Origin of the sequence: Limimaricola cinnabarinus (genome assembly GCF_047631075.1) — a bacterium.
In the GTDB taxonomy this organism is placed as follows: Bacteria; Pseudomonadota; Alphaproteobacteria; order Rhodobacterales; family Rhodobacteraceae; genus Limimaricola; species Limimaricola cinnabarinus.
In genome coordinates, this window is record NZ_JBLHYX010000021.1 from 26,355 (window position 1) to 48,079 (window position 21,725).

Here is a 21,725-nt window from a genome sequence, read left to right on the forward strand (position 1 = left end):
CACCGGGCGGCGACACCGTTATAGCGCCGCATAGGTGCATGATCGCTGACCCGAACGCGCGCTTCGGGCGCGCGGCGCGCAACACGTCCGCTCCGGGGCCCCGCCCCGCTCGACGCGGTGCGCGCGGTGGTCAAAACGGGCGCCGCGTCCGCGCCGCTCGTCCTTCCAAGGGCGAAGCCTCAGGCGGGACGGACCCGGTCATCGACGACGAATCTGTGGCCGATTGATGTGCCTGCCGGACGAACACGGTCCGCACGAAAAGTGGACCCGCTGATCGAAAAACCGTCAATAGACTGTTTCCGGTTCACGATCAGTCACCTTGGGCACGGCACGTGCGACCAGAGCCGCTAAGTGGCGTGATCCTTGGCGTAATTGGGGCAAACGGTCATGAAAACGTCACGATTTCAGTGATTTCATTGCCCTGATCACGATAGCGGCAGATGCGGATTTCCTCTTGCATGTTTGCCGTGAGCAGGAGAAGTAGCACCAATATAGAAAATCTGCCGTTTTTGTGCACAAATGCTGACATATGGCTTGCGACGTTGCCGGAGCCTTGATTGACCGGCACGCGCCAACCATGTCATTTCTGTGTTCGAAGCAAGACTGCCGCACCGAGGGACGTCAGAGACACCGCAATTTGCCGGCCCCGTTTTCAACGCCCACGTTAAGAGATATCATTATGACCGTTACGTCGAACTCCCAGGCCTCCGGCCTTCGCGCAACCGCCTCTGAAACCTTTTATACGCGCAGGGGCAAGCGCCTTCTCGACCTCACTCTCGCACTCATCCTGCTCCCCACCATCGCGATCGTCGTCGCCGTGCTGTATTTCGTCGCGCGCAGCGATGGGGGAAAGACCGGGTTCTTCGGACACAAGCGCGTCGGCCAGAACGGCCGTGAATTCCGCTGCTGGAAAATCCGCACGATGCGGTCCGACGGCGATGCCATCCTGCAGAAGCATCTCGCAGAGAACCCGGCCGCCGCCGCCGAGTGGGCCCGCGACTACAAGCTGACGAACGATCCGCGCGTGACCCGGATGGGGAACCTGCTGCGCCGCACGAGCCTCGATGAGCTGCCGCAGATCTGGAACGTCCTGCGCGGCGAGATGAGCTTTGTCGGCCCCCGTCCGATCGTGGCCGCCGAGCTGGAGCGCTACGAAGGCTACCAGTGGTGCTACCTGACCTCGACCCCCGGCATCACCGGTCTGTGGCAGGTCTCCGGCCGCAACGATGTGAGCTACGAAGAGCGTGTGCGGCTCGACATGGCATATCACGGTCGCCGGTCGCTTGGCCTCGACCTCAACGTGATCGCCCAGACCGCCGGCGCCGTCGTGAAGGCTACCGGGAAATAGACTCTCCGCGCCATCATCGGCGCGCAACAGACGGAATTAACAGGAAGCCGCCCGAGGGGCGGCTTCCTTTCGTTGTGGTGTCCGACACACTCTCTTGGGCATCACGAGAAGATATACGTGCTGCCATCGCTGTTGTTGCTCTGCAGCACCTCGGCCAGGGACAGATCGCCGCCGCCCGTCATCGCCACTTCGAACAGCGTCGTCACCTCGCCGTCGGCGATATGCCTGACGAATGTCCGTCCGGCGTCGGTCTCGATCGTCACCTGGTTGACCTGAAGCGCATCCGCGTTGTGGAGAATGATGCGGTCGTTCTCCCGGCTGTCGAAATCGCGCACGAAGTCGATAGCGTCGATCGATTTGAGGTCGAAGACGAAGCTGTCCGCGCCCTTGGCACCGACCAGAACGTCGCGGCCTGCGCCACCTTCGATGATGTCGTTGCCGGTTCCCCCGTACAGCATGTCGTCTCCGGCGCCGCCCGACAGATAGTCGTGACCCGCGTCGCCCAAGAGCACGTCGGCGCCATTGCCCCCGAACAGCTCGTCGTTACCGTTGTTGCCCATGATGTAGTCGAGGCCGTCGTTGCCATAGACGATGTCGTCACCGTCCCGGGCGCGGAAGCGGTCGTTCCCGCCAAGGCCACGCATGACGTCATTCCTGTGGTCCCCATCGACCCTGTCGCTGCCTTCCGTTCCGGAGAAGGTCCAGATCGGCTCGGGATCGGGCGTCGGTTCCGGGGTCGGCTCGGGTTCGGGCTCGGGGGTCGGCTCGGGCTTGGGTTCCGGCTTCGGCTCGGGCTTGGGTTCCGGCTTCGGCTCGGGCTCGGGCTCGGGCTCGGGCTTCGTTTCGACACCCGTCGAGCCATTCCAGAGCTTCACCAGATCGCTCAAGCCATAGACCGCGTCGCTGAACTCGAAAAGCTCGACATTCGACACCGTCGTCATCGCCTTTCCGGCAAGCTCGAACAGCGCCTCGCCCGTCTTGAGCAGGGATCCCGCGACATCCGCGAAGGCCTGACCCACGAGGAAACGGTCGCTGCCGGCGCCGCCGTCGATCCGATCCTTGCCGGCGCTGGCCTGGAACACGTCATTGCCACGACCGCCGCGCAGCCAGTTGTCGGAGGCGTTGCCGATCAGCATGTCGTTGCCATCGCCCGCAAAGGCGTTCTCGATCGAGGCGTCGATCTTGAGGGCGACGCCCGCGATCTGGCTCGCGGACGCACCGCTCAGGTCGAGCTTGCTGTCGGTGGTGACCATCGCCGCGTTGATGGCATCGATCCCGCCATTCGCGTCGATCAGGCCGCGCCGCGACATGTCCGCCGCCGCCATGCTGTCGAACTCGTCCGAATAGAAATACGTGTCGTTCTTGAGCCCATCGGTACGGCCATGGATGGACAACGTGATATCCTTCACCACGCCGATATGCGCATCGCCGTTCTTGTCCCGAGATCCGGGGGCACGGTCATGGATGTCGACGATCCAACGGCCCGAGCCGTTCTCACCCATCGTAGCGACGGACCCGAACTTGAAATTGCGCAGATCATCGATGCCGCCGGTCAGCGGAATGTCGTGCACCATGCGGATCTTGGTGCCGTCGGGGCTGGTCAGATAGACGTCCAGATCCGCGGTGTTGCGCCAGAAGAAGTCGAGCTGGAGCTGAACGTGCTCGATCGCGATGTCCTTGTCGACGTCGATCGCGAACTGCAGGTGGCTGACTTTGTCGCTGATCAGCTTGGCGTTGGAGGTGTCCTTTTCGACCGAGACGGTGTCGCGGTTCGCAGCGGTCTGCTGCAGCGTCCAGGTCTCGGCCAGACGGACGGCGTCATGCGCGTTGAGAAAGCCGAACCCGAAGGAATCGTTGAACGCCTTGCCGCCGCCGTTGAAGTAGTCGGAGCCGTTCATCACCCAGCCGTCGCCCCACGAGATGCCCTCGCCCAAGCCCTCGCGCCGGGCCGAGAGGCCGAGGATCTGCTGCACGTCGCGATAGCCCAGCTGATCGTTGGCCTCGAGCATGAGGCCCGCCACCGCCGAAACGGCGGGCGCGGAAAAGGACGTGCCGGTCGCTTTCGTCTCGAACCGCTCGCCGGGCTCGGTCGTGAACACGTCACGCCCGGCAGCCGAAAGCAGGACGTTCGCTCCGAGGCTGGTGAAGGAGGAGGCTTCGCCGTCGCGATCGACCGCGCCCACGGCGATGCTGTAGGGGGAATTCTGCAGGTTGTGGAAGTTCGAGGAGTCGTCTCCGCCGCCATTGCCCGCCGAAAAGACGACCACGGTTCCAAGCCCGCCGCGGCCGGTCTCGGCCGGGTCGGCCACCGCCGCCTCCAAGGTGGACACCTTGTTGAAGTTGTCGGTGAAGGGACGGTTGAAGCTATAGCTGTTGTTGACCACGTCGACGGCGCTCGACATGTGCAATGCCTTGATCACCTGATCGACCGCATCCGCGGCGCCATAGTTGACGCCGTAGCCCACGAGAGTGGCTTCGCTGGCGATGCCGACGCTTCCGACGCCATTGTTTCCTTCGGCCGCGATCACGCCCGCCACCAGTGTACCGTGGTGATCCGCGCCCTTGACCGTGAAGCTGACGTCACCGCTCTTCTGATCGAAGTTGTAATCCGATTTCAGGTCGTAGTTTCCATCGAGATCGGAGTGGGTGAAATCGATCTGCGAATCGATGACCCCGATCTTCACGCCTTTTCCACGATACTCGTTCCACACGGACTCGATATCGATGTTCACGGCGGAACGGTTCGCAGCGAAATACCAGCTGCGGAACATTACCGGGTCACTGAACGTTTCAGTTCCGGGTAGGGTAGATGCACCTGAAATGACTTGCTTGGTGGACACACGGCTCTCCTCGGTCATGGGCTTCTCTAGGGTGGACGCCTTCTGGCTGACCCGCCTTGCAGACACTGGCTTTGGATTGGGTCCGCTTGATGACACCATTAAGGTGCGGAGCGGATGACCATGGCAGCATCAGAGCGAAATCTGGCTTGGAATTTGGCAACAGGGGTCGTGCCCCGGTCCTGACTGGCTCCTAGACATTGTTTCAAAATTGATGATTGCGAGAAGAGTTTTGCAAACTCTTAACAAGCGGTTCTCACAGACCGGGCGAGCGCGCATATCGATGCCGCAGAACAATGGTCTGAATCATGAACCCGTTTCATTGCAGAACCTACCAAACCCGTCATGGCACATGGAGCCATTACGGCATCGACAGGCATTGCAACCCATCGCTACACCACAAAAAATCAGCCATGTCCGGCGCAATGTGTCTGCAACGTTGCAGATCCTGTCGGACAGGCCGCGAAACCTACCGGCCACCCATTCCTCCGAAGACCTCGCGGTCGCGAAACAATTCGTTTCGAAGAAATTTCTTGCCTTTTCGACGCCATCTCGCAACGGCGGCGCTGCAGTGCCTATCTGACAAGATATGGAGGGTCCAGAATGACCCCGACTCAGGCCGGACACTCGGCCAAGATCCGCCGTCTCGGGTCTATCCTTATGACTTACAAAGGCTTTTATTGGCCGAAACTCGCCGACCTCCTGTGTGATCTGGGGTTGATTCGCCGATATGAGGAGCGATTCTGTCGATCCGATTCGCCGACTGGCCCGATTTGGCGAGATCCTTCCAATTGTAATGAAACGTCCTGAGCGAGACATGGGGCTGAAACCGCAGCCATGCTCCGCCCGATGGGATGAGCGGTCGTTGCGCCTCGACCACAGCGCCACGTCGCGCATGGCAGCGCACCATGGCGGCTCAGCCCGGCACAGCCCGGGGCGGCACGGGGCGGCACGGGGCGGCCCGGGGCGGCACGGGGCGGCCCGGGGCGGACGCCCACGTGATGCCGCGACACCGGATTCGGCGCTCGAGGCGCGCCTTCGCATCAGAATGATCCATGATTGACCGACCGGGCCTTCGGGCCGCGATTCAGGGGGTCGCCATGTCCGGGACCGGTCGATGCGGCAACAGAGTGTTTCATGGTCCCGAAATCACAGACCTTCAGGCGCGCGCGCTATATGACTGTCGCAATTGCGATATCCCGGCCCAGTGGCAGATCACGATCCCGTCTCTGGAGAGGGCGTGGCGGCTCTTGATTGAGCATTCCGGATAACTGGGTCATGAGGGCACAAAGAAGTGGCGCGCGGGACCTTGACCGGTCCGGGGTGAGGCTTCATGCAGAAACGATAATGGTACAAGGGTCGGCGTAGTGGTTACTGACGCATCTCTCCAATCGGCGGACAAGCCGAAGGAATTGGGACGCTCCGGCAGCGTGGTTCGCTGCTTCAATGTAAAATTCAGCCCCAATCTGGGAGACGGCCTGCTGTCGGAATGCCTTGAGAAGGCGCTGATCGATCTCGGAGCCGATCCCGACACTCACTCGATCGACCTCGCCGCCCGCAAGGCCTACGGCGATGTCATGATGGGGCGTGGGACGGTCATGACGTTCCTTGACGCCCTGCCCCCGACGCTGCGGCGGGCCGCGGTCCGCTTGCCGCTCAAGGCGCAGTCGATCCGAAGCTGGCGTCCGCATTTCGCGCGCGGCCTCGAAGGCGCGGACCGCGTCGTGATCGGCGGCGGCAACCTGATCTCGGACATCGACCTGAACTTCCCGACCAAGCTCGGTCTCGCCATCTCCGAAGCCGAGCGGCGCAATCTGCCGACCGCCTTCTACGCCTGCGGCGTCGCCCAAGGCTGGAGCGCCACGGGTCTCAAGATGTGCCGCGCGGCTTTTGCCCGGCCCCATGTCCGGGCCGTGTTCCTGCGCGACACCGACAGCAAGGTCCTGTGGGACGATCTGATGTCCGAGGCGACGGGCATCACCGGCGAGGTGGTGCGTGATCCCGGCCTGATGGCCGCCGACCTCTATCCGCAGCCGCCGCGCCCGCGTGACCGCCGCCCGGTGGCGGGCCTCGGCCTGATGAGCCATATCGCGATCCGCTATCACGCCACCGACGCGCCGCGTTCCGAGCATCTCGATCAATGGTATCTCGATGTCGCGCGCGGGCTGATCGAGCAGGGCTGCGAGGTGCGGGTCTTCACCAACGGCAGTCCCGAGGACAAGGCTTACGCCGCGCAGATGCATGATCGACTGGCCGCGCTCGGCTCGTCCGATCAGATCAGCTTCCTGACGCAGCGCGACCCGCGCGGCCTTTGTGCGCATATCGCCGATTTCGACGTGCTGATCGCCTACCGGATGCATGCGGTCATCGCCGCCTACGCCTACGGCGTGCCCGCGATCGCGCTCTCGTGGGATCGCAAGCTGCGTTCCTTCATGGCCTCGGTCAACCGCGAGGAGTTCCTGCTCGACGTGGCCAAGGTTCCGGCGGGCGATTGCGTGGACATGGCCATCGCGGCCGCGCGCGACGGGCTGCCGGAGGCCGAGCGGGCCGCCGTGGTGGCCGAGGCGCGCGCCGACGTGGCCCGGATGTGGGCCGTGCTCGAGCCGGAGGGCCGGATGGAGCGCCGCGCATGAACATGCTTGAGGCGCGATTCGCGCGGTTCGAGACATGGATGCGCGATCAGGCGCTGCCATTCTGGAGCGAGACCGGCCTTGCCCCCGACGGCGGGGCGGTCGAACGGCTGACCCTCGCGGGGCAGCCTGATCGTCCGGGCTTCAAGCGGGTCCGGGTCCATGCCCGGCAGCTCTATGTCTTTTCGCATGCGCATGTGCTCGGCGTGCCGGGCATGCTCGAGGCCGCGCGCGAGGTGCATGGGTTCCTGATGGCGCATGGCCGTTCCGAGGATGGCGGCTGGGTCGTGAAGATGGGCGAGGCCGGCGGCTGCGTCGATCCCGAGCGCGATCTCTACGACCAGGCTTTCGTGATCCTGGCGCTGGCCTGGTGGGCCCGCGCGTCGGGCGAAACGGCCCCCATCACCGAAGCCCGGCGCACCCTCGCGGAGATCGACGAGCTGTTCGCGCGCCCCGATGGCCGGGGCTACCTGTCGCGCCTCCCGGATCAGGGCGAAGCCCTGCAAAATCCGCATATGCACCTGCTCGAGGCGCTGTTGGCGCTTCATGCGGTGGACCCCGAAGGTCCGGCATCGGCCCGGATCACGCGGCTGCGCGCCCTGTTCGACGAGGTCCTGCTCGATGCCGAGGCCGGAACGCTGGGCGAGCGCTTCGACATGAACTGGGCGCCGCGCCCGGACGATGCAATCGAGCCCGGGCATCATTACGAATGGTTCTGGCTCTTGCACATGGCCGAGCGCGCGGGCTTCGGCACCGCCGAGCCCGCGGCGACGCGCCTGTGGGACTTTGCCGAACGTCACGGCGTCCTGCCCGGTTCGGCCCTGATCCATGACGGGCTCGACAGGAGCGGCGCGCGGCTTTCGGCGGCGCATCGGTCCTGGCCGCAGACGGAGCGGCTCAAGGCTCTAGCCGTGCGCGCCGAGATCTCGGGCCGGCCCGAGACCGAGGCGATCTCGGCCGCGCTCGAGGCGCTTTGGCGCCACTACATCGCCCCGGCCACCCCCGGCGGCTGGGTCGATCATATCGGCGCCGATCTGCAGCCCAAGGTCGAGTACGTGCCGGCGAGCACTTTGTATCATCTGTTTCTGGCCTATGCCGAGTTGCGCCGCTGCGCGACCGCGCTCGGGCTGACCGCGCACGAAGAGGGACTTCCGGCATGATCGTCGACCAATTTCAGGACAAGCGGATCCTCGTGATCGGCGATGTGATGCTCGACCATTTCGTACGCGGCTCCGTGGGGCGGGTGTCGCCCGAGGCGCCGGCGCTGGTGCTGCATGTGAGCAATGATCACTGGGCGGTCGGCGGCGCCGGCAACGTGGCGCAGAACATCGCCGGGCTCGGCGGCGTGGCCTGTCTCGTGGGTCTGGTGGGCGAGGATGACGCCGCCCGCCGGATCGAGGCGCTGTTCGCCGACGATCCGCGGCTCGAAAGCCATCTGGTCGCCGACCCGAACTGGCCCACCATCGAAAAAACCCGGTTCATCGCCGGCGACAACCACCTGCTGCGCGCCGATCGCGAAAGCAAGCGCATCCCCGAGACGGTCGAGGCCCGCCTGATCGAGGCGATCGAGCGTATCGCGGCGGCGGGCTGCGACGCGATGGTGATTTCCGACTACGCCAAGGGGCTGGTGACACCGGGCCTGATCGCGGCGGTGATCGAGGTGGCGCAGCGGATCGGCGTGCCCGTGATCGCGGACCCCAAGCGGCCCAACTTCGCGGATTATCGCGGCTGCCGCGTGCTGACCCCCAATCGCAAGGAGCTTGCCGCCGCGACGGGCCTTCCGGCCGATGACAACGCCGAGATCGCGGCTGCGGTGCCGGTGGCGATGTCGCAGTTCGGCGGGCCGATCGTCCTGACCCGGTCCGAGCAAGGCATTTCGCTGTTCGACAGCGACGGCAGCGAAATGCACGATCCCGCCCGCAACCGCGAACTGCGCGACGTGTCCGGCGCCGGCGATACGGTCGCCGCGACGCTGGCGCTGGCGCTGGCCGGTGGCGCGGCCCTTGCCGATGCCACCCGCGCGGCCAACGCGGCCGCCGGTGTGGTCGTCGGCAAGAGCGGCACCTCGGTGGTCACGGCACCCGAGCTGATCTCGGCCATGCTGCGCAACACCAACGAGACCGTCCTCGAATCCAAGGTCGCGCCGCTCAACACGGCCCGCAACATCCGCGAGGATTGGCGCCAGCAGGGGCTGCGTGTGGGCTTCACCAATGGCTGCTTCGATATCGTACATCGCGGCCACGTGACATTGCTTGCCCAGGCACGGGCGCGGTGCGACCGTCTGGTCGTGGCGCTCAACACCGATGCTTCCGTCTCGCGGCTCAAGGGGCCGGAACGCCCGATCCAATCCGAGGCCGCGCGCGCCGAGGTGATCGCGGCGCTCGGTGCGGTCGACATGGTGCTGCTGTTCGACGAGGACACGCCGCTTGCGATCATCGACGCGCTGCGACCTGACGTGCTGTTCAAGGGCTCCGACTATACCGTGGACACCGTGGTCGGGCACGAGCTGGTGCAGGGCTATGGCGGCGAGGTGGAGCTGATCGACCTCGTGGATGGCTATTCCACCACCCGGATCGTGGCGAAATCGCGCGCCCTGGCGGCAAGCTGACATGGCGCGCTCTTCCAACCTGACGCGGCGGCTCGACCGGGCCGTCGGCACGGCGGCGGCGTCCCTGCTCTCCCCGTTCAGATCGTCCCGGCCGCAGCCCGCCGATCCGCGCCGCATCCTGCTGATCCAGCCCACCGCGATCGGCGACACGCTGATCGCCTCGGGGCTGATCTCCGCGATCGAGCGACGGTATCCCGCAGCCGAGATCGTGGTCGCCCATGGTCCCTCCAACGCGGCGGCCGTGAAGATGCTCGAAGCGCGGGTGCGCCCGGTGCAGGTCGGCTTTGCCAACCCCGCCCGCGCGGTCGCGGCCCTCAGGGCCCTGAGCCCCGACATGATCGTCGATCTGACGCCCTGGCCCTATGCCACGGCGCTTTGCGCGCATTTTTCCGCGCCGTGGTCGGCGGGCTTCAACCCCCAAGGCAGCCGTCGCGGGCGCTTGTTCGATCTCAGCGTTCCGCATCGCACGGATCGCCACGAGATCGACAATCTCGACGCGCTTTCGCAAGCGATCGGCGCCGGTCCCGCGCGCGAGATGCGGATTACGCGCGACGCTTCGGCCCGCGCCGATCTCCCCGCCTCCGACGGGCTGGTGCTGTGCCATGTCTCGGCCGGCGGGGCGCGTGCCGCCGCCAAGGCATGGCCCGTCGAGAACTGGGTCGCGCTCGCGCAGGGTCTCGTGGCGCAGGGCTACCAGGTCGGCTTTACCGGCGTGCCCGCCGACGCCGAGGCGGTCGCCCCGATCCTCGAAGCCGCGGCGCTGCCTGCGGATCGTGCGTTCAGCCTGTGCGGGAAACTGTCGCTCGCGGCGCTGGCCGAGCTTCTGGCCGAGGTGCCGCTTCTGATCTCGGTCGATACCGGGGTGCTGCACCTGTCGGCGGCGGTATCGGGCCGCGCGATCGGCCTGCATGGTCCCACGCATGCGGCGCGCTGGGGGTCGGTCAGCCCGGCCGCGCTCGGCCTCGATTCGCCGCACCCGGCCGGGGGCTTCGTGCAATACGGTTGGGAAGATCACCCGCAGGCCGAGGAGATCATGCCCATGCTCACACCCGAACGCGTTCTGTCCGCCGCTTTGGACAAGCTCGAAGCCCAGCCGCGCCTTCGGGCGAACGAGGACGCATGAGCGGCGCGCGCCCCGCGCTGTTTCTCGACCGGGACGGCATCATCAACGTCGATCACGGCTATGTCGCCACGCGCGAACGGCTCGATTACGTGCCCGGGATCGCCGATCTAGTGGCGGCGGCGAACCGCGCGGGCTGGGCCGTGGTGATCGTCACCAACCAATCGGGCGTGGCGCGGGGCTATTTTCCCGAAAGCCAGATGCACGCATTTCACGACATGATCCGCGCCGACCTCGCAAGCCAAGGGGCGCGGATCGACGCGGTCTATCACTGTCCGCATCTTCCGGGCGCGGCGGTGGCGCAATTCGATGTCGACTGCGACTGCCGCAAGCCCCGTCCGGGCATGCTGCTGCGTGCGATCCGCGAGATGGACCTCGATCCGGCGCGGTCGGCGATGATCGGCGACAAGCCCAGTGACGTCGAGGCGGCCCGGGCCGCGGGTGTCGCAGGCCATCTGTTCCAGGGCGGCGACCTGCTGGAGTTCGCCGCCCCGCGCCTGTCGGCGCTTCAGAAGTCGGGGTTGTCGCGCAGCCAGCCGACATAGTCGGCCACGCCCGCTTCGAGAGAGCGCCAATTCGGCGCCAACCCGGCCGCGACGCCGCGCTCGGTGCGGGCTTCGGTGAAGTACTGGTACCGTCCGCGCAGCGCCTCGGGCATGTCGATGTATTCGATCACCGGCTCGCGCTCCACGGCCGCGAAGGTGGCGCGGGCCAGATCCTCGAAGCTGCGGGCCTGACCGGTGCCGACGTTGAAGATCCCGCCCAACCCCGGGGTCTTGAGCGCGGCGATCGCGAAGCGAACGCAATCATCGACATGCACGAAGTCGCGCAGCTGTCCGCCATCGCCGTAATCGGGATTGTCCGAGCGAAACAGCCGCACCGGCTCTCCGCGCTCGGCGCCGGGCCGGATCTGGTGGATCACCGAACGCATCGACCCCTTGTGGCTTTCGCGCGGGCCATAGACGTTGAAGAACTTGAGCCCGGCCCAGCTCGGCGGGGTGGGTCGACCGGTATCGCGGTCATGCACCAGCCGCCGATCGACCATGTGCTTGCTCCAGCCATAGGCATTGAGCGGGCGCAGCTGCGCCAGCGCCTCGGCCGTGTCCGCATCCTCGAACCCGCGGGTGCCGTCGCCATAGGTCGCGGCAGAGGACGCGTAGACGAAGGGAATGCCCAGCCGGGTGCAGCACTCCCACAGATCCAGCGTGGCCCGGATGTTGAGGCGCACGATCCGGTCGACGTCGGTCTCCGTGGTGGCCGAGATCGCACCCATATGCACCACCCCGGCAAGCGCCGTGCCATTCCGGGCGATCCAGTCGGACAACGCGTCGATCGCGATCACGTCGTGAAACCGCCCCTCGCGCAGGTTCAGCCATCGCCCGTCGGTGCCGAGGTCGTCGCAGATCACCACGTCGCGCCCTTCCGCCGCGAGGGCGAGGGCGATGTTGGACCCGATGAAACCTCCGCCGCCGGTCACGAGGACCAGCCCGTCGGCGCGCAGCGCGCTGTCAGTCATGTAGGACTCCTTGCTTGCCTTGAATATTGTCAGAGCGCCGCCACGCGGCGCGGTGCGGCGCTGGTGTCGTGCCCGGTCGCCCCGGCATAGAGCGCGAGCTGCCGGTCGATCCACTCCTCGGGGCTGGTGCACAATCCGGCCTGCCCCGATGCGCCGCGCTCGCTCATTTTGGCGACCTCCTCGGCAGGCAGATCGCGCATGCGGCGCAAGATCGCCTCGAAGGCGGCGGGATCGCGGGTGTCGCAAGCAAAGCCAAGCCCCTGCGCGTCGATCTCGGGGCCGAGCAGCGCGCTGTGCGACAGGATCACCGGCAGACCGCTGAGCGAGGCTTCGGCGGCGACGAGGCCGAACGGCTCGGGGTAACGGGTCGGCATCACCAGCGCCCGCGCCGTGGCGATCTCACCGGCAATCCCCGCCCGATCCATCCAGCCACGGAAAGTCACTTCCGGGTGGCGCGCGGTCAGCGTTTCGCGCAAAGGCCCCTCGCCGATCACGGTCAGCGGGACGCCGACGGCCCCGACCGCCGCGATCAGCTCCTCGATGCCCTTTTCAGCCTCGACGCGACCGATGAAGACGAAGCGGTCGTTGCGCTCGGCCTGCACCCGTGTCGGGCCGATGGCCTCGGCGGGGTTGCGAAGACTGTGCAGCGTGTCCTCGGGATAGCCCGCCTTACGCAGGAATGGCGCCATGCCCGGGTGGATCATCAGGATCCCGCCCCAAGGCGCCTGCCGCGGCATGCTCTGGTGCAGGACCGCCTGCCGGCCGGTGCGCCAGAGCTTCTGCGCATAATTGCGCTTGTCGCAATTGGTGCCGAGGCAATCGCGCGACAGCGGCACCCGGTGGCAGGGCTGCATCGCCTGGTAATCCATGAAGGCGCCGTTCGGACAGGCAAGGAAGAAGTCGTGCGCGTGAATGAAGCACCGCGACGCGACCCGCTGCAACGGCCCGAAGATCGCCGGGGTCAGGGCCTTGGAAAAGCTGTGCACGTGATAGACCGTATCGGGCCCGTCATGCAGCGCCACCACCTCGGCCACGCGTTTGCGCGCCGCCTGGCTGTAGAGCCCGCGGGTCGCCGCGCGCAGCGGCGAGGCGCGCAGCAGCGCATCTCCGCCGATGTTGTGCACTTCGATGCCGAGCGCCTCGAACTGCGAATCCTCACCACGGTCGCCGGCGACGTAGACCACTTCGACGCCACGCGCCTGCAGGCCGCGCGCCTGAAGCAGCGCCAGCCCGGTGGCCCCGCCCCGCGCGACGCTGGCATCGTTGATGATCACGACTTTCGGCATTTCAGCCCCTCATGTCCTGCGGTCGAGCGCCTGTCGCGCTCGCGTTTCGATTTGCCACTACCTTTACCGATAGAGCGGGGGAGGCAAGCGGTTTCGCCCCCGCCGAACGCGGCATTCCACTCCCGCCCATGTGTCGGGCGCGGGCGTCCTGGACAGACCCCCATAAAATGGGACTTTGTATCTTATCGCGAAACCAATTGTCAGGAGGATATAGCTTTGGCCGGATCGCCTGGCATTACGACGCCGCGATCGTGACCTTTCGCATTGCATCTACATTTGCCAGCAACTCGAAATCCGGGGCATAGAATTCGCGCACCCTTGCCTCATCCGACGTCGACAATTCAATCGGCTTGCTCAACCCGCGGTTGGCATGTGACAAGGCTTTGCCCGACAACGTCTCGACCATCTCACTCAATTCCGCATCGTCGCGGCCCAGGACAAACAGCCGGTCCACCAGAACCTTGCCGACGGCATCCGTGACGTACCAACTCTGCCTCCTGAAGCTGGCATTCAACCGGAACGCGTTCTCGCCTTCGCCCTCGAGCCAATCGAGAATATCCGGTACCGTGCGCAGATCGGCCAATAGCCGCGCTACACGGGGAGGCACCCTGACATCGGTCGCGCCGCCGTTGATCAGCATGTTGCAGGCCGAACCGAAGCGGGATATCGGATCGCGCAACACCGCAAAGGACGTGGCGCTCGCGAAAAGTTCCGGGTCCGTCCTACGATAGAACTCCGCCGAACGATGGCCAATGCTACGGCCGTAAAGACTGCGGGAAACGCTCGTACCGCCATTCTTCGGCACGTGAATGAATATTGTCCGGTTTCTGTAGATCTGCTTGGGAATACCGCGGAGCGCGAAATTCCTCAGAACCTTCGAATGGCTACGCGCGGCGCGCTCGTAAAGATCGGCGTATACCTGAACCCTGAAACTGTTGACCATGACAGTTTCCACGACGGCATTCATCATCCGGCATCCACCACGGCAAATAGTTTAAATACCATTAATGTATCTCACACGACGATGGATGTGTCAGCCCTTTCGGGCTACTTGATGCCAGAAGGCCAGTTTCATGTAACACAGGCATACGCAATGCCACTGTCGAGGCACCCATGATATCAGCGGATAATGCCTCTGTCGGTTCCGGCGGGTTCAGTCGCGGCATGCTGCGCACTCGGGTGCTCGTTATCGACGATGAGCCGGGGATACGCAACTTCATCGTCAAGACGATGACGCCACACTGCCTCGACGTCGCGCAGGCCGGCAGCGCCGAGGAGGCCGAGGCGCTCGTCGCGGCGCGGATGTTCGACGTGGTGATCCTCGACAACCGGATGCCGGGCACCTCCGGGCTCGAATGGCTCGCCGAACAGCGGCGGCGCGGCAGCCTGTCGGATACCATCATCATGACCGCCTTCGCCGATCTCGACACCGCGATCGAGGCGATGCGCGCGGGTGCCGTGGATTTCGTTCTGAAGCCGTTCCGCTCGAACCAGATCCTCAACGCCGTGCGCCGCTGCGTGGAGCTGGCCGCGATGCGCCGGGAGAACGCGCTTTTGCGCCACGAGCTGAGCACCGGCGATCCGGGCCGGTCGCGCCGCGCCCGGCTGATCGGCGACTCCGCGCAGGTCGAGGAGGTGCGCCGGATGCTGGCGCGGGTGGCGCGGGTGCCGACCCCGGTGCTCATCACCGGCGAGAGCGGCACCGGCAAGGAGGTCGCGGCGCGGCATCTGCACGGGCTGTCGGAGCGCGCGCACGCCCCCTTCGTGCCGGTGAACTGCGCCGCGATTCCCGCCGAGATGCTGGAGATCGAACTCTTCGGCCACACTCGCGGCGCCTTTCCGGGCGCCGAGGCCCTGCGCGAGGGGCTTTTGGTCTCGGCGCAGGGCGGCACCGTGTTCCTCGACGAAATCGGCGAGTTGTCGGCCTCGGCCCAGACCGCGCTGCTGCGGGTGATCGAGGACCGCACCATCCGCCCCATCGGCGCCGAGCGCGAGCTGCCGCTCGATATCCGTCTCGTCTTCGCCACTTCCAAGCACCTGCCCGACGAGGTCGCGGCGGGGCGCTTCCGAGAGGATCTGTGGTTCCGGGTCAACGTGCTCGAAATCCACATGCCGCCCCTGCGGCGGCGCGGCGCCGACACCGTCGATCTGGCGCGGCTTTTCGTCGAGGAGCTGTCGGCGCAGCTCGGCCTGCCGCGGATCGAGATCGACGCCGCCGCCCGCGCCGCGATCCTGCGCCATGACTGGCCCGGCAACATCCGCGAGCTGCGCAACTTCGTCGAACGCGCGCTGATCTTTGCGCGCTTCCCCATCGAGCAGCTCTCCCCCGCCCCCAGCGGTCCGATCGAGCCGCTCGACGACGTGGAGCGGCGCGAGATCCTCGCCGCGTTGGAGGCCACGGGCGGCAACCGCGCCGAAGCCGCGCGGCGCCTTGGCGTCAGCCGCAAGACCATCGACCGCAAATGCGCGGCCTGGGGGCTGTGATCCTGCGCCCCTTCGGGATCTTCGCCCGCTCGGTGCGCGCGCGGCTTCTGGCGATCGCGCTGCTGCCGGTGCTGGTTCTGCTGCCGCTTTTCATCGGCGTCATCGTGCTGCGCTGGTCCGACCGGCTCGACGAGCTTCTGATCGTCAAGGTGAACTCCGACCTGACCATCGCCGATCAGTATCTCGGGCGGCTTCTGGAGAACGCGGCCGAGCGGCTCGACGCGCTCGGCACCTCGACCGAGTTCGCCACCGCCATCGCGCGCGACCCCTCGGCGCAGGGCTTTCTCGCCGAACGCCGCGAGGCCCTCGGCTTCGATTTCCTGTTTCTGGCGCGGCCCGGCGGCATCTCGCGCTTCGACGCGATCCTGCCCGCCGACGATTGGCCGGTCATCGCCGCCGCGCTCGAAGGCCGCGCCATGAGCGCCGTCGATCTCTTCGACGCGGGCACGCTCGAAGCCCTCTCGCCCGATCTGGCCGCGCGCGCGGCGATCCCGCTGGTGCCCACGGCCGCCGCCCGCCCCACCAACCGGGTACAGGAGGATCGCGGCATGATGGTCCACGCCGCCGCGCCGGTGACGCTGGCGGGCGGCGGCCGCGCGGCGCTGGTGGGGGGCGTGCTGCTCAATCGCAACCTCGGCTTCATCGACACGATCAACGACCTCGTCTACCGCGAACGCTCCCTTCCCGAAGGCAGCCGCGGCACCGCGACGCTGTTTCTGGGCGATGTGCGCGTTTCGACCAATGTGCGCCTGTTCGAGAACGTGCGCGCGCTCGGCACGCGCGTGTCCGCCGCCGTTTCGGACCGGGTGCTCGGCGCGAACGAGACATGGCTCGACCGCGCTTTCGTGGTCAACGACTGGTACGTCTCGGCCTATGAGCCGATCCTCGACAGCCACGGTGAGGCCGTCGGCATGCTCTATGTCGGCTTTCTCGAAGCGCCCTTCTCGGCGGCGCGCGCCAACTCGCTCCTCGCGGTGGCGCTGTCGCTTCTGGCGGTTCTCGCGATCACGGTGCCGGTGTTCCTGCGATGGGCGGGGCGGATCTTCCTGCCGCTGGAGCGGATGACCCAGACCATGGCGCGGGTCGAGGCGGGGGATCTGCGCGCGCGCATCGACGCGCGCGGACCCGACGAGATCGGACAGGTCGCGGGTCATCTCGACACGCTGCTCGATCAGGTGCAGGAGCGTGACGCGAAGCTGCGCGACTGGGCCGCCGAGCTGGAACGCAAGGTCGAGGACCGCACCCGCGACCTGCGCGAGGCCAATGACCGGCTGGAGCAGGCGACGCGCCAGCTCGTCCTGTCGGAAAAGCTCGCCGCCGTGGGCGAGATCACCGCCAGCGTCGCGCATGAGATCAACAACCCGGTCGCGGTGATCCAGGGCAATCTCGACGTCGCGCGCGACAGCCTCGATGCGAATGCGGCGGCGGCGGTGAAGACCGAGTTCGACCTGATCGACGCGCAGGTGCACCGGATCTCGGCCATGGTGTCCAAGCTGTTGCAATTCGCCCGACCCGACGATTACGCCGCCTCGGCCCCGGCGCTCGACACGAGCGAGGCGATCCGGGAAGCGCTGGAGCTTGCGCGCCATCAGGCCGAGACCCACGCTCTCGACATCTCGACCGATCTTGTCGCCCGCGCCCGCGTCGCCATGGATCGCGGCGAGCTGACGCAGGTGGTGATCAACCTCGTGGTCAACGCCGCCCATGCGATGCCGCAAGGCGGCGCGCTGCGCATCGCAACGCGCGACGTCCAGGCCGACGCGCAGGCCGGGGCCGGAGATGGGGCCGAGGTCGAGATCGAGATCGCCGATGACGGCCCCGGCATGCCGCCCGAGGTGCTGGCGCGGATCTTCGATCCGTTCTTCACCACCAAGCGCAGCCTCGGCACCGGTCTCGGCCTGTCGATCAGCCAGACGCTGGTCACACATGCGGGCGGCACGATCCTGGCCCAAAGCACGCCCGGCGCGGGCAGCCGCTTCACGATCCGGCTTCCGGCGGCGGAGCCCGCGGGCGGGCCGGTTTGACCGAAAGCGGCAGGCCCGTCCGGGTAGCGTCGGACAAAATGTCCACTTTGCCGCCCCCGGCACTAGGCTTGACGGACAGAATGTCCAGCTAACCTGTTGTTTCATATATGTATTCCTCTTGACAGGTCAAGTGGCGGCGGTCATGCATTCACGCCATGACGGCTCGCGCCGCCGTGCGCGCGCCGGGACTCTGGGAGGAGACGACAATGAGCGTGAGCGACTCGAAGGGGCCCTTGGGCTTTCTTCACAAGGACAACATCGTGGCCGAACCCGGCTTCAACCGCTGGCGGGTGCCCCCCGCCTCCATCGCGATCCACCTGTGCATCGGTTCGGTCTATGCGTGGTCGGTGTTCAACCCGGCGCTGACGCGCGAACTGGGCGTGGTCTCGGCCGCCGGTGACGATTGGTCGCTCTCCTCGGTGGTGTGGATCTTCTCGGTTTCCATCGTGTTCCTCGGCCTCGCCGCGGCCTTCGGCGGCAAATGGCTCGAAAAGGTCGGCCCGCGCATGGTCGGCGTGCTCGCCGCCTGCCTCTGGGGCGGCGGCTTCGTCATCGGCTCGCTCGGCATCGCGGCGCATCAACTGTGGCTGGTCTATCTCGGCTATGGTGTGCTCGGCGGCTGTGGCCTCGGCCTCGGTTATGTCTCGCCCGTCTCGACCCTGATCCGCTGGTTTCCGGATCGGCGCGGCATGGCGACCGGCATGGCGATCATGGGCTTCGGCGGCGGCGCGATCATCGCGGCCCCGCTCAAGGGCTGGCTGCTGAGCCTCTACTCCAAGGCGCCCACCTTCCTCGGCATGTCCGGCGAGGTCGCGACCACCACCGAACAGGGCCGCCTCTTCGTGGAGCAGAACGGCACCATGATCGAGGCCGTGACCGCCACCGCCGCGCAAGCCGCGCAGATCGAGGGCGTCGTGACCAACGGTCTCTATGCCGTCGGCACCGGCGACACCGGCGCCGCCTCGACCTTCCTGACGCTGGGCATCGCCTATTTCGTGGTGATGATCATCGCCGCCTTCGGCTTCCGCGTGCCCGCTAAGGACTGGAAGCCCGAGGGCTGGCAGCCCAAGCCGGAATCGGCCTCGGCCGGGATGATCACCCGCTCGAACGTGCATATCGATCAGGCGATGAAGACGCCGCAGTTCTGGCAGCTCTGGCTGATGCTGTGCTTCAACGTCACTGCCGGCATCGGCGTGATCGGCGTGGCCAAGACGATGATGAGCGAGATCTACGGCACCTCGATGCCGCTGATCGTGACCGCCGCCTTCGCCTCGACCTACGTGCTGATGATCTCGGTCTTCAACATGGTGGGCCGCTTCTTCTGGGCCTCGACCTCGGACTATATCGGCCGCAAGACCACCTACACGATCTTCTTCGTGCTGGGGGCCGCGCTCTACCTGTCGATCCCGTTCTTCGCCAGCGCCACCGCGTCGGATCCCTCGATCATCTGGCTGATCGGCTTCTATGTCGCGACCATGATCATCTTCACCATGTATGGCGGCGGCTTCGCGACGATCCCGGCCTATCTGGCGGACATGTTCGGCACCATGCATGTGGGCGGCATCCACGGCCGACTGCTGACCGCATGGTCCACGGCGGGCGTGCTCGGGCCGCTCCTGATCACCTCGCTGCGCGACATGTCGGTCACCTCGGCGATCTCCGATCTCGCGGCCAAGGTCGATCCGGCGGCCTTCGCCGAGAAGTTCGGCGCGGGGCTCGACCAGCTCGACCAGCTCGTGGCGGCCAAGACCGTCACCATCGCCCGGCTGATGGAGATCGCGCCCGCCGGCACGGTCGACCCGACCTCGAGCCTCTACAACACCACGATGTACGTGATGGCCGCCCTGCTGGTCGTGGCGTTCTTCGCCAACCTCATGATGCGCCCCGTGCGCGAGAAGCATCACTACCGCGAAGCCGACGCGGGCATGAGCGCCGTCCCCGGCGAGTGAGGCCGGCAGGGCCGGTGCAACGGCCCGCCACGATCCCGATGGGGGCAGAGGGCCGCGCGATTGCGCGGTCCTTTCGCTTTGCGGGCATCGGCCATGCGTGGAATGGCGCTATACATCGCGCCCGATTGCGGGTAAGGGTCCGCGCTTGACGTGGTCCCCCGGGGCCGCCCCCGGCCCCAATCCGGCCGCCTCCAGACCAACGGACCTTTACTTACATATGATGCAGACCCTCAGGGACGCGCTCGACGCGCGCGGCTACGACACGCTCACCCCCGTGCAGGAGGCCGTCACCGCGCCCGAGCTCGCCGAGCGCGACCTGCTGGTCTCGGCGCAGACCGGCTCCGGCAAAACCGTGGGCTTCGGCCTCGCCATCGGCCCGACCATCCTCGACGATGACGGCCAGCTCGGCCGCGCCGCCGCCCCGCTGGCGCTGGCCATCGCGCCGACCCGCGAACTGGCCTCGCAGGTGATGCGCGAGCTGGAATGGCTCTACCGCGGCGCCGGCGCCAAGCTCGCCACCGCCATCGGCGGCATGGAGATCCGCGACGAGCGCCGCGCGCTCGACCGGGGCGCGCATTTCGTCGTCGCCACGCCGGGCCGCCTCGCCGATTACGTCCGCCGCAGCGCGATCGATTTGTCGGACATCCGCGCCGTCGTGCTCGACGAGGCCGACGAGATGCTCGATCTGGGCTTCCGCGAGGACCTCGAATTCATCCTCTCGGCCTGTCCCGAGAGCCGCCGCACGCTCCTGTTCTCGGCCACGGTGCCGCCCGCCATCGCCAAGCTGGCCAAGGATTTCCAGACCGACGCCGAGCGCGTCGTCGTCGCCACCAAGGGCGGCCAGCACGCCGACATCTCCTACAAGGCGCTGCAGGTGGCCCAAGGCGACGAGGAGGCGGCGATCATCAACACGCTGCGTCATCAGGACGCCACCAACGCCATCGTCTTCGCCAACACCCGCGCCACCGTGGCGCGCCTCACCGCGCGGCTGTCGAACCGGGGCTTTTCGGTCGTGTCGCTCTCGGGCGAGCTGACCCAGAACGAGCGGACCCACGCGCTTCAGGCGATGCGCGACGGCCGGGCCCGGATCTGCGTGGCGACCGACGTGGCCGCGCGCGGCATCGACCTGCCCGACCTCGAACTGGTGATCCACGCCGAGCTGCCCTCGAACTCCGAGACGCTGCTGCACCGCTCGGGCCGCACCGGCCGCGCGGGCCGCAAGGGCGTCAGCGCCCTGATCGTGCCGATGAAGCTGCGCAAGAAGGCCGAGCGCCTGCTTGGCACCGCCAAGCTTTCCGCCGACTGGACCGTGCCGCCCTCGGCCGAGGACATCCTCGCCGCCGACGAGGCGCGGCTGCTCGACGATCCGGTCTGGAACGCCGAAATCACCGAGGATGCGAAGGTCTTCGCTGCCAAGCTCCTGCAGCGCCACGCGCCCGAGACCATCGCCGCGGCCTATCTGGCGCTCTACCGCGCCCGCCGCTCGGCACCCGAGGAGCTTCAGGCCCCCGACGCGAAGCCGCAGAAACGCGCGACCGAGAGCTTCGGTCCGAGCAAGTGGTTCTCGCTTTCGGCGGGCCGCAACGAGCGGGCCGAGGCGCGCTGGCTCCTGCCGCTGCTGTGCCGCGCGGGCGACATCTCCAAGGATGCGATCGGCGCGATCCGCATTCAGGATACCGAAACCTACGTCGAGATCCTTGAAACCGCCGTGCCGGGCTTCCTGCGCGCCATCGGTCCCGACATGTCGCCCGAGGAAGGTCTGAAGATGACCGCGCTCGACACGGCGCCCGACCTGTCGCGCGGCCCCCGGCCCGAACGCGGACAGCGGCCCGATCGCGGGCCCCGGCCCGACCGCGGCCCCCGCCCGGATCGTGAACCTCGCCCCGAGCACGCGCCGCGCCCCGCCCCCGAAGCGACCGCGCC

At 66.8% G+C, this 21,725-nt stretch carries 15 protein-coding genes; 10 read left to right on the forward strand and 5 right to left on the reverse strand.

The features are described from left to right. Positions 1–385: 385 nt before the first annotated feature. Entirely contained in the window at positions 386–568 is a 183-nt protein-coding gene (locus ACJASC_RS14920) for a hypothetical protein (RefSeq protein WP_415146699.1), read from the reverse strand. Between the two features lie 111 nt (positions 569–679). On the opposite strand from ACJASC_RS14920, the gene ACJASC_RS14925 reads away from it, so the two are divergent. Further along, positions 680–1,348: a sugar transferase gene (locus ACJASC_RS14925; RefSeq protein WP_415146700.1), complete on the forward strand. Its 669-nt coding sequence runs from the start codon at positions 680–682 to the stop codon at positions 1,346–1,348. A gap of 101 nt (positions 1,349–1,449) precedes the next feature. On the opposite strand, the gene ACJASC_RS14930 is transcribed toward ACJASC_RS14925, so the two are convergent. After that, the gene (locus tag ACJASC_RS14930; RefSeq protein ID WP_415146701.1) at positions 1,450–4,119 is read right to left on the reverse strand and encodes a S8 family serine peptidase; all 2,670 of its coding nucleotides are present in this window, start codon (positions 4,117–4,119) and stop codon (positions 1,450–1,452) included. A gap of 1,496 nt (positions 4,120–5,615) precedes the next feature. On the opposite strand from ACJASC_RS14930, the gene ACJASC_RS14935 reads away from it, so the two are divergent. Genes ACJASC_RS14935 through ACJASC_RS14955 form a run of 5 tightly spaced genes read left to right on the forward strand, consistent with a single transcriptional unit; the run spans position 5,616 to position 11,088 of the window. Further along, on the forward strand, positions 5,616–6,818 hold the full coding sequence (locus tag ACJASC_RS14935) for a polysaccharide pyruvyl transferase family protein (protein ID WP_415146702.1): 1,203 nt from the start codon (positions 5,616–5,618) through the stop codon (positions 6,816–6,818). Further along, positions 6,815–7,975 carry an AGE family epimerase/isomerase gene (locus ACJASC_RS14940; RefSeq protein ID WP_415146703.1) on the forward strand — a complete coding sequence of 387 codons (1,161 nt, stop codon included), beginning with the start codon at positions 6,815–6,817 and terminating at the stop codon, positions 7,973–7,975. The genes ACJASC_RS14935 and ACJASC_RS14940 overlap by 4 nt, the downstream gene beginning before the upstream one ends. Then, positions 7,972–9,423, forward strand: a complete 1,452-nt coding sequence (gene rfaE2 / locus ACJASC_RS14945; protein WP_415146704.1) for a D-glycero-beta-D-manno-heptose 1-phosphate adenylyltransferase — start codon at positions 7,972–7,974, stop codon at positions 9,421–9,423. Before ACJASC_RS14940 ends, rfaE2 begins: the two co-directional genes overlap by 4 nt. 1 nt (position 9,424) lies before the next feature. Further along, entirely contained in the window at positions 9,425–10,546 is a 1,122-nt protein-coding gene (locus ACJASC_RS14950; RefSeq protein ID WP_415146705.1) for a glycosyltransferase family 9 protein, read from the forward strand. Next, positions 10,543–11,088, forward strand: coding sequence for a D-glycero-alpha-D-manno-heptose-1,7-bisphosphate 7-phosphatase (locus ACJASC_RS14955; RefSeq protein WP_415146706.1), 546 nt, complete (start codon positions 10,543–10,545; stop codon positions 11,086–11,088). The genes ACJASC_RS14950 and ACJASC_RS14955 overlap by 4 nt, the downstream gene beginning before the upstream one ends. Here the strand turns inward: ACJASC_RS14955 and rfaD are convergent. From rfaD to ACJASC_RS14970, 3 genes are all read right to left on the reverse strand, one after another. Then, positions 11,052–12,059: an ADP-glyceromanno-heptose 6-epimerase gene (rfaD, locus tag ACJASC_RS14960; RefSeq protein WP_415146707.1), complete on the reverse strand. Its 1,008-nt coding sequence runs from the start codon at positions 12,057–12,059 to the stop codon at positions 11,052–11,054. The genes ACJASC_RS14955 and rfaD overlap by 37 nt on opposite strands. A 29-nt stretch (positions 12,060–12,088) precedes the next feature. Further along, positions 12,089–13,345, reverse strand: coding sequence for a glycosyltransferase family 4 protein (locus ACJASC_RS14965; protein WP_415146708.1), 1,257 nt, complete (start codon positions 13,343–13,345; stop codon positions 12,089–12,091). A 235-nt stretch (positions 13,346–13,580) separates the two neighbouring features. Beyond that, positions 13,581–14,315, reverse strand: coding sequence for a hypothetical protein (locus tag ACJASC_RS14970; protein WP_415146709.1), 735 nt, complete (start codon positions 14,313–14,315; stop codon positions 13,581–13,583). Between the two features lie 194 nt (positions 14,316–14,509). Between ACJASC_RS14970 and ACJASC_RS14975 the strand changes: the two genes are divergently transcribed. The 4 genes from ACJASC_RS14975 to ACJASC_RS14990 form a co-directional block, all read left to right on the forward strand. Then, positions 14,510–15,829: a sigma-54-dependent transcriptional regulator gene (locus tag ACJASC_RS14975; RefSeq protein WP_415146710.1), complete on the forward strand. Its 1,320-nt coding sequence runs from the start codon at positions 14,510–14,512 to the stop codon at positions 15,827–15,829. Continuing rightward, the gene (locus tag ACJASC_RS14980; protein WP_415146711.1) at positions 15,826–17,853 is read left to right on the forward strand and encodes a sensor histidine kinase; all 2,028 of its coding nucleotides are present in this window, start codon (positions 15,826–15,828) and stop codon (positions 17,851–17,853) included. The genes ACJASC_RS14975 and ACJASC_RS14980 overlap by 4 nt, the downstream gene beginning before the upstream one ends. A 206-nt stretch (positions 17,854–18,059) precedes the next feature. Beyond that, positions 18,060–19,802 (forward strand): OFA family MFS transporter, encoded by a 1,743-nt coding sequence (locus ACJASC_RS14985; RefSeq protein WP_415146712.1) that lies wholly within the window; start codon positions 18,060–18,062, stop codon positions 19,800–19,802. A gap of 217 nt (positions 19,803–20,019) precedes the next feature. Next, positions 20,020–21,725 (forward strand): DEAD/DEAH box helicase (locus ACJASC_RS14990; protein ID WP_415146713.1); only part of this gene is annotated, 1,706 nt, incomplete at its 3' end.